Genomic DNA, 13,390 nt, shown 5'->3' with positions numbered 1-13,390 from the left:
ATGTGCATTAAGCTACTTGCTTACGTAATAGCAAATAGATAAAAAAGGGGGCGCCGAGACTGGCAGTAATGGCCCCAACAGGTAACTCTGCGGTAGCAAATGCACTGCGGGCAATCAGGTCTGCCAATAATAAAAAACTCGCCCCAAGTAATGCCGAAGCAGGCACCAAAAAGCGTAATTGACTGGTCACTAATATGCGGAGTATATGCGGAATAACTAAACCGATAAAACTAATTACCCCCGCCATTGAAACAGATATCCCTGTTAATACCGCAACGCATAAAATAAGCTGAATACGTAACTTAGGCACATCAATACCCGATTGGAAAGCGCCCTGTTCACCAAACTGTAAAAGATTTAGTGCATCAATACGACCCATTATCCATATAAAACTCAAACTTAAGGGGATCACTGCAATATAAATCAGGTCTGCGCCATAAGCTAAATTACCCATCATCCAGTACAGCATTTGACGCATGCTACTGTCATCGGAAAAATACAACAGCCAGGTCATAATAGCACCAGAAAAGATGCCGATCGCCACGCCAAGTAATAAGATTTTTGTCGTGGGCAAGTTATTTTTGGTCACTTGATACAGTACATACGTGACTAAACTGGCCCCAATAAATGCCGATAATGGTAAAATATAATGCTGTAGACCCGCCCACTGTGGAAACAAAGTATCAAGAAAAACAATCGATAACACCGCAAACAAACTGGCAAAAGATGAGATGCCGATAACACCGGGCTCGGCGAGTGAATTGGCCAGCAAGACTTGTAAAATACAGCCCGCAACAGCTAAAGCAGCACCGACTAAAATAGCGGTAACAATGCGTGGCAAGCGTAATTCAAATAATACCTGTTGTTGCAAAGGCGATAAACCATTAACAAGATCATCGACACCAATACTAAAATTACCCGACGCGAGTGAAATAAAAGTAACAGCAACAAGGAACATAGATAATGAAATAAGGGTAGTTCGACTTTTTTTCGTACTAGCACGCTGTAATTTAAGTAGGTCGATCATAATTTAAGTGGGGGATCTAAAAGAAGCAGACAAGGCAGTTCAAATGATGTCAGCATCACGCTTAAGCACATTTCAAATACCTTGTCAGCAGGCTGTAATTAAATAGATTGGCTTACAGCATCAATTAACGCATGGGTATAGCCTATTTCAGCCATCAGTTGCGTAATTATATTACGTTTGCGTCCCGTATTGGTATTAGTAATAACCCAATATGGCGTATGCTCAATATGACGCGGCTTCGTGGTATTACCAGCACTTAACAATTCACTTTCAGATTTTGCAAAGTAAATACGTTTACGGCCTTTAATATCAGTCGCACTATCGAACTCTTTCGGGTTTTCAGCATAAAGCACAGATAAAATCTGAATAAACTTAGTCACCGAAACCGTCGTTTCTTTGAATTTCTTATTTTTAATAAGCTTAGCGATACTGGTTGGCAATGTAGAATGGCTAACTACCTCGACTTCTGTATCTACCACAATAGGTGCAGATACAGGTGTAGGTTCTACTATTACCGGTGATTTAGTTACCGTTTGCTTAGTCTCACTGTTGGTGTCCACTACATGCTGCTGCAATGCTTCAACATTAGTCAAATCTGCAGAAACATCTGTTGATACATCAAGTAAGCGACGTAAAATATCTGATGCACTTTCGCCAATATCTTTCGTTTGACTAGCAATATAACGATATAGGTCGTCTTCAAGCTCAATCGTTTTCATATTTAACTAGTAAATCCTTGCTTATAAATTTGGTTTAATTATACCTTGAGAATAGATTACTCTCTATGGTTATAAGAAAAATATTACCTCTGTGATGCATTTATCGACGATCCATACACGACATTAAGCTAATTATTGCGGTAGAATCAGTCACAATAACGGAGAGATATATGTTACTTAGTCACAAAATATACGGTCAGGGTGTGCCTGTTATCGTTATCCATGGTTTATTTGGCAGCGCCACTAACTTAGGCATGTTAATTAAACAACTAAAAACTGACTATCAAGTCATCGCAGTTGATGTCAGAAACCATGGCTTATCCATGCGCCATGATAGTATGCATTATGATGATATGGCAAATGATATTATTCAGTTGATGGATCATTTAACCATTGAACAAGCACACATTGTCGGCCATTCCATGGGCGGTAAAATTGCAATGCGTACCGCACTAAACTTCCCGACTCGCGTGACGAGTTTGGCGGTAGCCGATATTGCACCAGTGAATTACCCACCTCGACATAATAATGTCTTTGCCGGTTTAAAAAATATACCGTTAGCAGACATCAGCAGCCGCAGTGAAGCGCAAGCAAAACTGGCTGAGTATGTTGAAGACGCTGGCGTGCAACAATTTTTGCTCAAAGGTTTATATAAAAATAGCCAAGGCCAGTTTGATTTTTACTATGCGTTAGACACCATCATAGCCCAATACGATGCTATTTCTGATTGGCCAGAAGTAAATAAACAATATGATAAACCCGTGTTATTTATCAAAGGGATGAATTCAGATTATATTACTAATGCGCATAAATTGGCGATCGCCAAGTACTTCCCACAGGCAAAAGCAAAATTAGTACCAGGTACAGGGCACTGGTTACATGCCGAAAAACCAGTGATATTTAATAAAATAATAGTCGACTTTTTATTTAGTCATTAGTCACATTGTGATATATTTGCCCATTCGTACTTTAGGTGAAAATTGATATGTTGTATGAATACACTGACTTAATTGAAACTGTGGGCATTAAACTATTCTTTGTCGTGCTATTTTTCTTGATCGGGATGGCCATTCACGACGTACTAAAAAAAGGTAACGTACCTCGATTCGGACGTATATCGGTTTGGTTTGTACTCTGTTTTGGCATGGCTGGTTTTGTGTTTAAAGAAATATTGATCACTGTCTGGGAAACCCAGATTTAATTACTAATACTATTAACTGCAATGGCGCAAAGAGCAGTTGACACATACTAAACGTAATCAATTGAGCCGAGATAAGGCTAATGGATTAAAACGTATTGAATTAAAAGTCGAACAAGACTTATTTGATATGTTAAATATGAAAGCAAAAAGTGCTAATATGATACGCAGTGAATATATACAATAATTATTGCACACTCATGTAGTAAGATAAGTTTAAATTAAAACTATTAGGATAATTTAAAAATGGCTAGCGTAGGCTTATTTTTTGGTAGTGACACAGGTAACACTGAAGTAATTGCTAAAATGATCCAGAAACAACTGGGTAAACAGCTTGTTGATGTTAAAGATATTGCAAAATCAACAACTGCAGATATTAACGAATTTAGCCTATTAATTTTAGGTATTCCGACTTGGTATTATGGCGAATCTCAATGTGATTGGGATGACTTTATGCCATCACTCGAAGAAATTGATTTTTCTGACAAGCTCGTTGCAATCTTTGGTTGTGGAGACCAAGAAGATTACGCTGAGTACTTCCTCGATGCAATGGGCACACTACGTGACGTTATTGAAGCAAAAGGTGGTACATTAATCGGTGAATGGTCAACTGAAGGTTATGATTTCGAAGCGTCAAAAGCACTCACTGATGACAACCACTTTGTTGGTTTAGGTATCGATGAAGACCGTCAACCAGAATTAACAGCAGAACGTGTTGAAGCTTGGGTAAAACAGATCCACAGCGAAATGTGCCTTGCTGAACTAGAAGACTAATGTTTTAGTTCATACTCAAACTACTTCAAGGTCGCGATCAGCAAACCTAAGCAGCTTGGGTATAGAAAATAAAAGGTAAATAACGTGCTCATACATTATTTATCTTTTATTGCACTCTCCTCCCTCCAGATCCTTAAGCTACTAAAACGTCATTACCCAACTCTATTTCTGCTAAACACATTTATCTATTTGACAAATATAATATTTACGACTTCAATTAAAGGCTTAATTCAAACTTAACCAGCCACCTTTTCCTATCCAGAAACATGTCCATTTCCATTATATTTACTTAAATTTATGTATTTAAATCCCGCTTTAACAAATATGAGGTTTATTGTTTTTGCGTCTCGTCATATAATGGTCAACAATATAAAGAAATAATACTCTTCTCTATTTTAAAATGAGTACGTTATGACTGATAGAAAAAGCGCATTAAAAAAAGCAGGGTTAAAAATAACACTGCCACGAATTAAAATTTTAGAATTATTACAACTCCCTAGCAGTCAGCATACTAGTGCCGAAGACTTATACAAACAACTGCTTAGCAAAGGCGAAGAAATTGGTCTAGCGACAGTATATCGAGTACTTAACCAGTTTGATGATGCCGGAATTGTGACACGTCATTATTTTGAAGGCGGTAAATCTGTTTTTGAATTGGCAACTCAAGAACACCACGACCATCTTGTATGCCTTGATTGTGGCCACGTAATTGAATTTCATGATGACTTGATCGAAGATCGTCAACGTGACATTGCGGCCGACAATGGAATGTCATTGCAAGCCCACAGTTTATACCTGTATGGCCGTTCATTAGATGGCAAGTGTAACCACAAATAGTCGCACTCTAAACACCAGATAAATAAAAAGGAGCCTATAGCTCCTTTTTTTATATGTCTTTTTTACGTAGATATAACCCCAAGAAACAAAATATTATGTCTTGGGGTTATATTGCTAACTTATAAGCATGCTTAACCACGTAAAGAGACGGTACGGTTAAACACCAGTTTATCCGCTGTTGAATCTTTGTCGGCACAGAAGTAACCTTCACGTTCAAACTGGTATGCGCTTTCGGCTTGCGCTGCAACAAGACCCGGTTCAACTTTAGCTGTTTTAATCACAACTAATGATTGTTCATTCAATGCTTCTTCTAATGTTTCAACACTGGCAGGATCTGCTATTTTAAATAGGCGATCATAAACACGTATTTCCGCATCAACAGCGTCAGCAGCTGATACCCAATGAATAACGCCTTTCGCTTTACGACCATCACTTGGGTTCTTACCCAGTGTTTCATCATCGTAAGTACAGTGAATTTCAATGATATTACCCGCGTCATCTTTGACAACGTCATCAGCTCTAACAATGTACGCATTACGTAAGCGCACTTCTTTGCCTAATACTAAACGTTTATATTTCTTGTTCGCTTCTTCACGGAAATCCGCACGATCAATAAATAGTTCACGGCTAAAGGGCAGAGTACGGGTACCCATATCTAGTTTAGGATGTGCTGGTGCAATTAATTGCTCAGTTTGATCTGCTGGATAATTAGTAATGACTAATTTAACTGGATCAAGAACCGCCATTGCACGTGGTGCTGAATCTTCAAGATCTTCACGGATACAGGCTTCTAGCATACCCATTTCGATGGTATTGATTTGTTTAGTCACACCAATACGTTTGCAAAATTCACGAATTGACGCAGCGGTATAACCACGACGACGTAAGCCAGCAATTGTTGGCATACGAGGATCATCCCAACCAGTTACATGGTTTTCTGTCACTAATGCGTTAAGCTTACGCTTAGACATCATCGTATATTCCAGATTTAAACGTGAAAATTCATACTGACGCGGACGACAATCGATTGAAATATTATCTAATACCCAATCATAAACACGACGATTATCTTGGAATTCTAATGTACAGATAGAATGTGAAATTCCTTCTATCGCATCAGAAATACAATGGGTGAAATCGTACATTGGGTAAATGCACCATTTATCGCCAGTCTGGTGATGATGTACACGTTTAATTCGGTAGATAATAGGATCACGCATACACATGAATGATGAAGTCATGTCAATTTTTGCACGTAAACAACATTCACCATCAGCAAACCCAGCATCACGCATTTTATTGAATAGCGCTAAATTTTCTTCAATGCTAGTGTCACGGTAAGGGCTGTTTTTACCTGGCTTATTCAAGGTTCCACGATATTCACGGGTTTCTTCTGCATTTAAGAAACAAACGTACGCTTTACCCGCTTGAATAAGTTCAACTGCATACTCGAATAACTTATCGAAGTAATTTGATGAATAGCGCACTTCGCCATCCCAGTTAAACCCTAACCACTTTACGTCTTCTTGAATGGCATGAACGTAATTAATGTCTTCTTTCTCTGGATTAGTATCATCAAAACGTAGATTACACTGTCCCTGGTAATCGTCAGCAATACCAAAGTTCAAACAAATAGACTTGGCATGACCTATATGCAAAAAGCCATTCGGCTCTGGCGGAAAACGCGTATGCACATTAGTGTGTTTGCCGGAATTTAAATCTCCATCAATAATCTGACGAATAAAGTTCGTTGGGCGTACTTCAGCCTGACTCATGCCTTACCTCAAACAGTAAATTTTTAATAAAATAGTGAGCAATGATCTAACAAAAAGACGTCAGACACAACAACTAAATGCTAATGCGAGCCAGTTAACCTTGTTCCAGCGCCATTAATCTTCACCTGAACTTAATTACGATCACAACACTGTTTAAAACATCATCAACAGAGTATTTATTACCTAGACTCAAGCCAATTTAACAATAACGGGAAACATAATGCTAAAATTGTTTAGATCATCAGGATTTACGCTCATTGAATTGTTAATCGCACTCGCCATCATGAGTATTTTAGTGGGTATAGCAGTACCAAATTATCACCACAACATATTAACCACATATCGCGATCAAGCTAAAATGAAGTTGGCCACGATCAGCTTATTACAAACGGATCATTTTAGTCGGCAGCAACAATACGCTGAGTTGAGTAATTTAGCGGTTGACCTCAGCAGCAGTAAATACCAGTACCGCATAATCATCGCAGCCAATAATCAGTACCGGGTACTCGCAACAGCGATAAATGAACAACGCAATGATAGTGAGTGTCGAGAATTGAGTTTAGATCATAATTTAACGCGGTTACCAGCAATCTGCTGGTAACAAAAAAAGCGGTGTAATTTAAACGGATGTTCTGAAGAGATGCCATAATGTAGACCAAATACTTAATATTCACTCTCTGATTTACTTTTTATCTCACCGTTAGCGACACTCATTGTGGTGGTGTTATTGATCAAATTAATCAGTAACACCGAACGTTCTAGTCCATCTTTACATTGATAAATAGCCTCTATGCCTTTAAAAGCACCATCTTGAATGATCACTTTTTCTCCGGCGCTAAATACGGTCACTGCGTTTTCCGATTTATCTCGGCATCGTTGTGTTGCTCTTAACTCCGCAACCAATGCAGCAGGCACTTTCGTGTAATTTGCCCCAAATTTAACAAAATCAATGACGCCACGGGTAGAGCGAATACTATTAAAATTTGCCGTATTCTTATCTATTTCAACAAACAAATAATTGGGGAAAATAGCAATATCTTTTAAAATCAACTTGTTGCGCAGTCTCTTTTCAACGGTCATCGTAGGGTAAAAACTGTCAATCCCTTGATTTTTTAGGTTTGTTAATGCCCTAGGTTCTTCTTTTCCTTTACAGTAAAGTAAGTACCAGTCTTTTTTATCGTCCGCCATTTTGACTTGATTATCCTAATCATGATCTCACTTTTAATTTTACGTCAACTTCGACGAAATTAAAGTCTAAATGAAAATTACTTTTAAATGTATATATATCAACCATAAATAATCATAAATACAACACTGGCGCAACATTGAAGATTCAACAATAGAACATAGACTCAATTTAGGGTGATGAAGCTCTTAAAATTGATATCTACGCTTGTCAGTCTCTAACAAAAGGGATATAAAAGAATGAATCGACTGATAACAGATCAATTATCAGCATAAAATTATAAACATAAAAACAAATACAAAAATACAAAACAGGCGATATTATGAATCCTAATAATTCAGATACATTTATGGGTCATCCAAAAGGATTATTCCTTTTATTCAGTACAGAAATGATGGAACGCTTTAGCTATTATGGCATGCGTGCAATTCTGGTTCTTTTTCTTGTGTCTGTAACTCAAGATCAGCAAGCCGCGGCATTATTAACCGACCCTAACTACCAAGCAGGTATTCCAGGTTTAGGTTGGACTCAAGCAGATGCGCTTTCTCTCTATGGAACATACACAGGTTTAGTTTATATCACCCCGCTTATTGGTGGCTGGTTAGCTGATAACTTCCTAGGACAACGCAAAAGTGTGATCTTTGGTGGTATCTTAATGGCCATTGGTCAATTCCTTTTGTTTGCACCATTAGAAGTATTAGCACTCAGCACGACAGCAAGTCTTTACTTAGGTCTTGCTTTCCTAATAGCTGGTAACGGTATGTTCAAACCGAACATCTCAACCATGGTTGGTGATCTATATGAAGAGGGTGATAACCGTCGTGATGGCGCGTTTACTATCTTCTATATGGGTATTAACATTGGCGCTTTCTTTTCCGGTATTCTGGTTGGCGCAGTTGTTGTTTACACGGGCGATTACAAATATGGTTTCTTAATGTCTGGTATCGCCATGGTACTGAGTGTTGTATTGCAGAAACTATTTGCTAACAAATACTTAGGTAACATTGGTATCGAAGCCGCAGCTAAAAAAGCACGTGCTGAAAATAAAGGTAAAAAGCAAACACTAACCGCGATTGAAGTTGATCGTATTAAAGTTATCTTAATTTTAGGTCTATTTGTTATCATCTTCTGGGCTGGCTTCGAACAAGCCGGTGGTCTAATGAATCTTTACGCAAATGATTATACCGACCGTATGATTGGTAGTTTTGAGGTACCTGTTGCTTGGTTCCAATCACTCAATCCATTCTTCATTATTACCTGTGCACCTATCGTGAGCATGATTTGGATTAAAATGGGTCCTAAAGAGCCAACATCACCAGTTAAATTTGCAATGGCACTATTGATGTTAGCAATTGGTTTTGTATTCATGATCTTTGCAACATTAGAACAAGGTGGTGACTTAACCGCTAAAACAAGCATGTACTGGTTAGTCGGTGCGTACTTCTTCCATACTATGGGTGAATTATGTCTTTCTCCAATCGGTCTATCCATGATCACTAAGTTAGCACCACTACGCTTAGCATCTCTGATGATGGGCGCATGGTTTGGCTTTAACGCGATTGCGAATAAAGTGGCTGGTATGATCGGTGCACAAATCGGTGAAGCAGGCCCAATGGCTATCTTTGGTGGTATTGCCATAGCCGCGGTGATTTCATCACTGATCCTATTTGCATCAGCACACAAACTAATTTACTGGATGCACGGAGCAGAAGGTAAAGTGATTACAAAAGACGATACAACGAATCAAAAACCAGTGACAACAACAGCTTAATACTGACAACTGATTTTAAGAAATGTAAAAACAGCCTCATCATGAGGCTGTTTTTTTATATCTGCGATTTTCATGATAAACTAGATGGCATCGTTAGCCTTGAGTCAAAAACTTTATGAAACAATTTACTGAATTTCTTCCCCTGATCGTATTTTTCATTATTTATAAAATGTACGATATTTATTCCGCAACAGCAGCATTAATCGCAGTAACAGCATGTACATTAATCTTTAGCTGGTTTAAATACCGTAAAGTTGAAAAAATGCAATTAATCACCTTTGCAATGGTCTCTGTATTTGGTGGCATTACCTTATTCACTCAAGATTCAAGCTTCATAAAATGGAAAGTAACGATTATTTACTGTCTATTTTCAATTGTTTTATTGGTTAGCCAATATGCCTTCAAACACAATCTGATCAAAAAAATGCTGGGTAAAGAAATGGTTTTACCTGAGTTTGTTTGGGCGCGTGTCAACACAGCGTGGGCAATATTCTTCCTCGCCCTCGCTGGCTTAAATCATTACATCGCTTTTAACATGTCAGAAGAGCTATGGGTTGATTTTAAAGTGTTCGGTGTACTCGGTATCATGTTAGCTTTCACAATATTAACGGTCGTTTATCTTTATCGCTACATGCCAAAAGAAAACAGTGATAATAAATAAGGCTCCATAATCACTGGCTATGCCCTATTTGAGTACTGCATTTAATTGCACTATGATTAGTTCATTGAATGTAGTACTTCACCTAAACTCTCCCTTCAGGTAACAGCTAATACTTTCTTAATACTCAAAATTTGAGCATCCATGAAATTCCTAACTCAAAGATGTGATAGCGCCCACAGCGAGGCTATTGTTGATAACAAAAATATTTATTATTACTACAGTTTGATTCTGAAAGAATAACTCATTGTTATCACTATAAAGGAATTGAAATGCTAAAAAAAATGAATCGCTTAGCCCTGTATATTGCCGTTACCGCACCGTTACTTTTATTATCACAGGCGAATGCAGAACAAGCCGCCATATCAGAACTGACATCAATAAACCTTGATGCTATTGCGACAACCGAAACAACCGCATTTGATCTCAGCCACTCCACTACATCAGCAGATGCGCTATTCATGCCATTAAATATTAATACCGCCACTAAATTAGAGCTTACCGCCTTACCAGGTATTGGCACATATAAAGCCGCCCAAATAATACAATGGCGTGATCATAATGGTGAATTCGTCACAACAACAGATTTAGTTAACGTAAAGGGAATAGGAAAAGCGACTATCACTAAGTTGGCAGGGAGAATTACTGTAACCGACTTATAGTGTGGCTATAAAATTGGCTCTGAGCGATGCGTAACGATAAAAAAAGCCTGAAGCAAAGGCATTCAGGCTTAATTAATTTATTAACGTTAAACGCTTAGTTTGATACGTTAAAATTCAACATACGTTCTAATGGAATAAGTGCTTTAAGACGAATTTCTTCATCAACAAAAATTTCATGCCCTTCATCATTAACCAATGAATCTTCAATCGTTTGCAAGCCATTCATGCCCATCCAAGGACACATAGCACAACTGCGACAACTTGCGCCATTGCCACCGGTTGGAGCCGCAATCATTTCTTTTTCAGGACACGCTTGTTGCATCTTAAAGAAGATACCTTTATCCGTAGCCACAATCAGTTTTTGTTGGGGTAGTTCTTTTGCCGCTTTAATCAATTGGCTCGTTGAACCTACCGCATCGGCAAGCTCGATTACATCGGCAGGTGACTCTGGGTGAACCAAAATAGCTGCGTCAGGGTTTTCTTCTTTCAAGCGTTTTAATGCTGATGCTTTAAATTCATCATGGACGATACAAGCACCCTGCCAACGAACCATTTTCGCGCCAGTTTGCTTTTCAATCCAAGCACCTAAATGGCGATCTGGACCCCAAATTATTTTTTGACCATCACTATCCAGGTGCTCGACCACATCCAGTGCTATACTTGATGTTACAATCCAGTCAGCGCGCGCTTTAACGGCTGCCGATGTATTTGCATATACCACAACGGTATGATCTGGATGCGCATCACAGAATGCTGAGAACGCTTCAACAGGACAGCCTAGATCCAATGAACAAGTTGCATCTAATGCTGGCATGATAATGCGTTTGCTTGGCGCTAAGATCTTTGCCGTTTCACCCATAAAACGAACACCGGCAATGATTAGCGTTTTAGCTGGATGATTATTCCCAAAGCGAGCCATTTCCAAAGAATCCGCAACACAACCGCCCGTCTCTTCAGCAAGTGCTTGAATTTCAGGATCTGTATAATAGTGTGCAATTAATACTGCATCTTTTTCTTTTAAAAGCTGTTTAATACGGGCTTTATATTCCAATTTTTGCTGTGCCGATAACGGAACTGGTTTTTTTGGGAATAGATATTCCATTTCTACTACATTGGGGATCATAGCTAATTACTCAGTACTCAAAAAATATATCTTCGCGCATTATACATGGCATTGTCATGAATACGTAATTTAGCGTGACTTTTTTTCAACGCCAACAAAAAAGCCCCGCTAATAGCGAGGCTTTTTTGTTTATTCTTACAATAGTGTTATCTATCGTTTTAACTGGTTGCGGGAGCAGGATTTGAACCTACGACCTTCGGGTTATGAGCCCGACGAGCTACCAGACTGCTCCATCCCGCGACAATACTGTATGTTCTGTATCAGAATGAAAGAAAGTGGTGGGCTGTGAAGGATTTGAACCTTCGACCAATTAATTAAAAGTCAACTGCTCTACCAACTGAGCTAACAGCCCCAAATTCTTTCTTTATAAAGTCACATTATCTCTATAATCAAACTGAATATTAGTGGTGGATCCTACTGGGCTTGAACCAGTGACCCACGTCATTTATTTAGCGATAGTTGTATCTATCATTTTAACTGGTTGCGGGAGCAGGATTTGAACCTACGACCTTCGGGTTATGAGCCCGACGAGCTACCAGACTGCTCCATCCCGCGACAATGCTGAGTTTACTTTAAAAGTAAATAATAAAGAAAGTGGTGGGCTGTGAAGGATTTGAACCTTCGACCAATTGATTAAAAGTCAACTGCTCTACCAACTGAGCTAACAGCCCCAAATTCTTTCTTTATAAAGTCTGATTACTTATCTTATAAAAAATATAATCAAACTTAATAACTTGTGGTGGGTCCTACTGGGCTTGAACCAGTGACCCTCGCCTTGTAAGGGCGATGCTCTCCCAACTGAGCTAAGGACCCACGTTATTTATTTAGCGATAGTGGTATCTATCGTTTTAACTGGTTGCGGGAGCAGGATTTGAACCTACGACCTTCGGGTTATGAGCCCGACGAGCTACCAGACTGCTCCATCCCGCGACAATGCTGAGTTTACTTTAAAAGTAAATAATAAAGAAAGTGGTGGGCTGTGAAGGATTTGAACCTTCGACCAATTGATTAAAAGTCAACTGCTCTACCAACTGAGCTAACAGCCCCCGTATTCTTTCTTTATAAAGTCTCGTTACTTATATTACAAAATGTATTATAAAATAGTTAACCAAACTTAATAACTTGTGGTGGGTCCTACTGGGCTTGAACCAGTGACCCTCGCCTTGTAAGGGCGATGCTCTCCCAACTGAGCTAAGGACCCACATATACCAAATTAATTGGTAATAGAAATGGTTGCGGGAGCCGGATTTGAACCAACGACCTTCGGGTTATGAGCCCGACGAGCTACCAGACTGCTCCATCCCGCGACAATATGTTTTCATTTAGTTTACGTTAGGGTACGTAATTAAATGTGGTGGGTCCTACTGGGCTTGAACCAGTGACCCTCGCCTTGTAAGGGCGATGCTCTCCCAACTGAGCTAAGGACCCACATATACCAAATTAATTGGTAATAGAAATGGTTGCGGGAGCCGGATTTGAACCAACGACCTTCGGGTTATGAGCCCGACGAGCTACCAGACTGCTCCATCCCGCGACAATTCTATAATCAAGAAGTATCTAATTTAACTTATCAACATCACATGTTGTTTCGCTAATGCCCTTCTCGATGGCGGCTATAATACTTTTTTCCGAAAACTCTGCAAGTAAAATCTGCTTAGAA

At 39.0% G+C, this 13,390-nt stretch carries 13 protein-coding genes, 11 tRNA genes and 1 pseudogene; 9 read left to right on the top strand and 16 right to left on the bottom strand.

Going from position 1 to position 13,390, the window contains the following annotated elements; translation table 11 throughout:
• Positions 1–7: 7 nt before the first annotated feature.
• The gene (btuC, locus tag MORIYA_RS00535) at positions 8–1,027 is read right to left on the bottom strand and encodes a vitamin B12 ABC transporter permease BtuC (RefSeq protein ID WP_112711768.1); all 1,020 of its coding nucleotides are present in this window, start codon (positions 1,025–1,027) and stop codon (positions 8–10) included.
• Between the two features lie 98 nt (positions 1,028–1,125).
• Positions 1,126–1,746 (bottom strand): replication initiation negative regulator SeqA, encoded by a 621-nt coding sequence (gene seqA / locus MORIYA_RS00530; protein WP_112711766.1) that lies wholly within the window; start codon positions 1,744–1,746, stop codon positions 1,126–1,128.
• Between the two features lie 170 nt (positions 1,747–1,916).
• Between seqA and MORIYA_RS00525 the strand changes: the two genes are divergently transcribed.
• The 5 genes and pseudogenes from MORIYA_RS00525 to fur all read left to right on the top strand — a co-directional run bounded on the left by MORIYA_RS00525 (position 1,917) and on the right by fur (position 4,555).
• A complete protein-coding gene (locus tag MORIYA_RS00525) occupies positions 1,917–2,684 on the top strand; it encodes an alpha/beta fold hydrolase (RefSeq protein ID WP_112711764.1) in 768 nt (255 codons plus the stop codon).
• A 47-nt stretch (positions 2,685–2,731) separates the two neighbouring features.
• On the top strand, positions 2,732–2,947 hold the full coding sequence (locus MORIYA_RS00520) for a DUF2788 domain-containing protein (protein WP_112711762.1): 216 nt from the start codon (positions 2,732–2,734) through the stop codon (positions 2,945–2,947).
• A gap of 25 nt (positions 2,948–2,972) precedes the next feature.
• A pseudogene (locus MORIYA_RS00515) lies at positions 2,973–3,131 on the top strand (LexA regulated protein); the annotation flags it as partial.
• A gap of 59 nt (positions 3,132–3,190) precedes the next feature.
• The gene (fldA, locus tag MORIYA_RS00510) at positions 3,191–3,718 is read left to right on the top strand and encodes a flavodoxin FldA (protein ID WP_112711760.1); all 528 of its coding nucleotides are present in this window, start codon (positions 3,191–3,193) and stop codon (positions 3,716–3,718) included.
• Between the two features lie 411 nt (positions 3,719–4,129).
• Entirely contained in the window at positions 4,130–4,555 is a 426-nt protein-coding gene (fur, locus tag MORIYA_RS00505) for a ferric iron uptake transcriptional regulator (protein WP_112711758.1), read from the top strand.
• A 131-nt stretch (positions 4,556–4,686) separates the two neighbouring features.
• Here fur and glnS read toward each other — a convergent pair whose 3' ends face one another.
• Positions 4,687–6,330 (bottom strand): glutamine--tRNA ligase, encoded by a 1,644-nt coding sequence (glnS, locus tag MORIYA_RS00500; RefSeq protein ID WP_112711756.1) that lies wholly within the window; start codon positions 6,328–6,330, stop codon positions 4,687–4,689.
• Between the two features lie 220 nt (positions 6,331–6,550).
• Between glnS and MORIYA_RS00495 the strand changes: the two genes are divergently transcribed.
• Entirely contained in the window at positions 6,551–6,931 is a 381-nt protein-coding gene (locus MORIYA_RS00495; RefSeq protein ID WP_112711754.1) for a type IV pilin protein, read from the top strand.
• 62 nt (positions 6,932–6,993) lie between these two features.
• Here the strand turns inward: MORIYA_RS00495 and rfaH are convergent, their stop codons facing one another.
• Positions 6,994–7,518, bottom strand: a complete 525-nt coding sequence (rfaH, locus tag MORIYA_RS00490; RefSeq protein WP_112711752.1) for a transcription/translation regulatory transformer protein RfaH — start codon at positions 7,516–7,518, stop codon at positions 6,994–6,996.
• A gap of 320 nt (positions 7,519–7,838) precedes the next feature.
• Between rfaH and MORIYA_RS00485 the strand changes: the two genes are divergently transcribed.
• The 3 genes from MORIYA_RS00485 (at position 7,839) to MORIYA_RS00475 (ending at position 10,607) form a co-directional block, all read left to right on the top strand.
• The gene (locus MORIYA_RS00485; RefSeq protein ID WP_112711750.1) at positions 7,839–9,287 is read left to right on the top strand and encodes a peptide MFS transporter; all 1,449 of its coding nucleotides are present in this window, start codon (positions 7,839–7,841) and stop codon (positions 9,285–9,287) included.
• Positions 9,288–9,402: 115 nt separating this feature from the next.
• On the top strand, positions 9,403–9,948 hold the full coding sequence (locus tag MORIYA_RS00480; RefSeq protein ID WP_112711748.1) for a septation protein A: 546 nt from the start codon (positions 9,403–9,405) through the stop codon (positions 9,946–9,948).
• A 269-nt stretch (positions 9,949–10,217) separates the two neighbouring features.
• Positions 10,218–10,607 carry a ComEA family DNA-binding protein gene (locus MORIYA_RS00475; protein WP_112711746.1) on the top strand — a complete coding sequence of 130 codons (390 nt, stop codon included), beginning with the start codon at positions 10,218–10,220 and terminating at the stop codon, positions 10,605–10,607.
• A 94-nt stretch (positions 10,608–10,701) separates the two neighbouring features.
• Here the strand turns inward: MORIYA_RS00475 and nadA are convergent, their stop codons facing one another.
• From nadA to MORIYA_RS00415, 12 genes are all read right to left on the bottom strand, one after another.
• Positions 10,702–11,709 (bottom strand): quinolinate synthase NadA, encoded by a 1,008-nt coding sequence (gene nadA / locus MORIYA_RS00470; protein WP_112711744.1) that lies wholly within the window; start codon positions 11,707–11,709, stop codon positions 10,702–10,704.
• Between the two features lie 184 nt (positions 11,710–11,893).
• A tRNA-Met gene (locus tag MORIYA_RS00465) sits at positions 11,894–11,970 on the bottom strand.
• Between the two features lie 36 nt (positions 11,971–12,006).
• Positions 12,007–12,082: transfer RNA gene (locus MORIYA_RS00460), tRNA-Lys, on the bottom strand.
• Between the two features lie 126 nt (positions 12,083–12,208).
• Positions 12,209–12,285, bottom strand: a tRNA-Met gene (locus MORIYA_RS00455).
• Positions 12,286–12,325: 40 nt separating this feature from the next.
• Positions 12,326–12,401 (bottom strand) — tRNA-Lys (locus MORIYA_RS00450).
• Positions 12,402–12,467: 66 nt separating this feature from the next.
• A tRNA-Val gene (locus MORIYA_RS00445) sits at positions 12,468–12,543 on the bottom strand.
• A 40-nt stretch (positions 12,544–12,583) separates the two neighbouring features.
• A tRNA-Met gene (locus tag MORIYA_RS00440) sits at positions 12,584–12,660 on the bottom strand.
• A gap of 40 nt (positions 12,661–12,700) precedes the next feature.
• Positions 12,701–12,776: transfer RNA gene (locus MORIYA_RS00435), tRNA-Lys, on the bottom strand.
• Positions 12,777–12,855: 79 nt separating this feature from the next.
• Positions 12,856–12,931: transfer RNA gene (locus MORIYA_RS00430), tRNA-Val, on the bottom strand.
• 29 nt (positions 12,932–12,960) lie between these two features.
• Positions 12,961–13,037 (bottom strand) — tRNA-Met (locus MORIYA_RS00425).
• A gap of 45 nt (positions 13,038–13,082) precedes the next feature.
• Positions 13,083–13,158: transfer RNA gene (locus MORIYA_RS00420), tRNA-Val, on the bottom strand.
• Between the two features lie 29 nt (positions 13,159–13,187).
• Positions 13,188–13,264: transfer RNA gene (locus MORIYA_RS00415), tRNA-Met, on the bottom strand.
• Between the last annotated feature and the right edge of the window lie 126 nt (positions 13,265–13,390).

The sequence above is a fragment of the Moritella yayanosii genome (assembly GCF_900465055.1).
Lineage (GTDB): Bacteria > Pseudomonadota > Gammaproteobacteria > Enterobacterales > Moritellaceae > Moritella > Moritella yayanosii.
The sequence above is the reverse complement of the archived record's forward strand: the minus strand, read 5'-3'. Positions and strand labels throughout refer to the sequence as shown.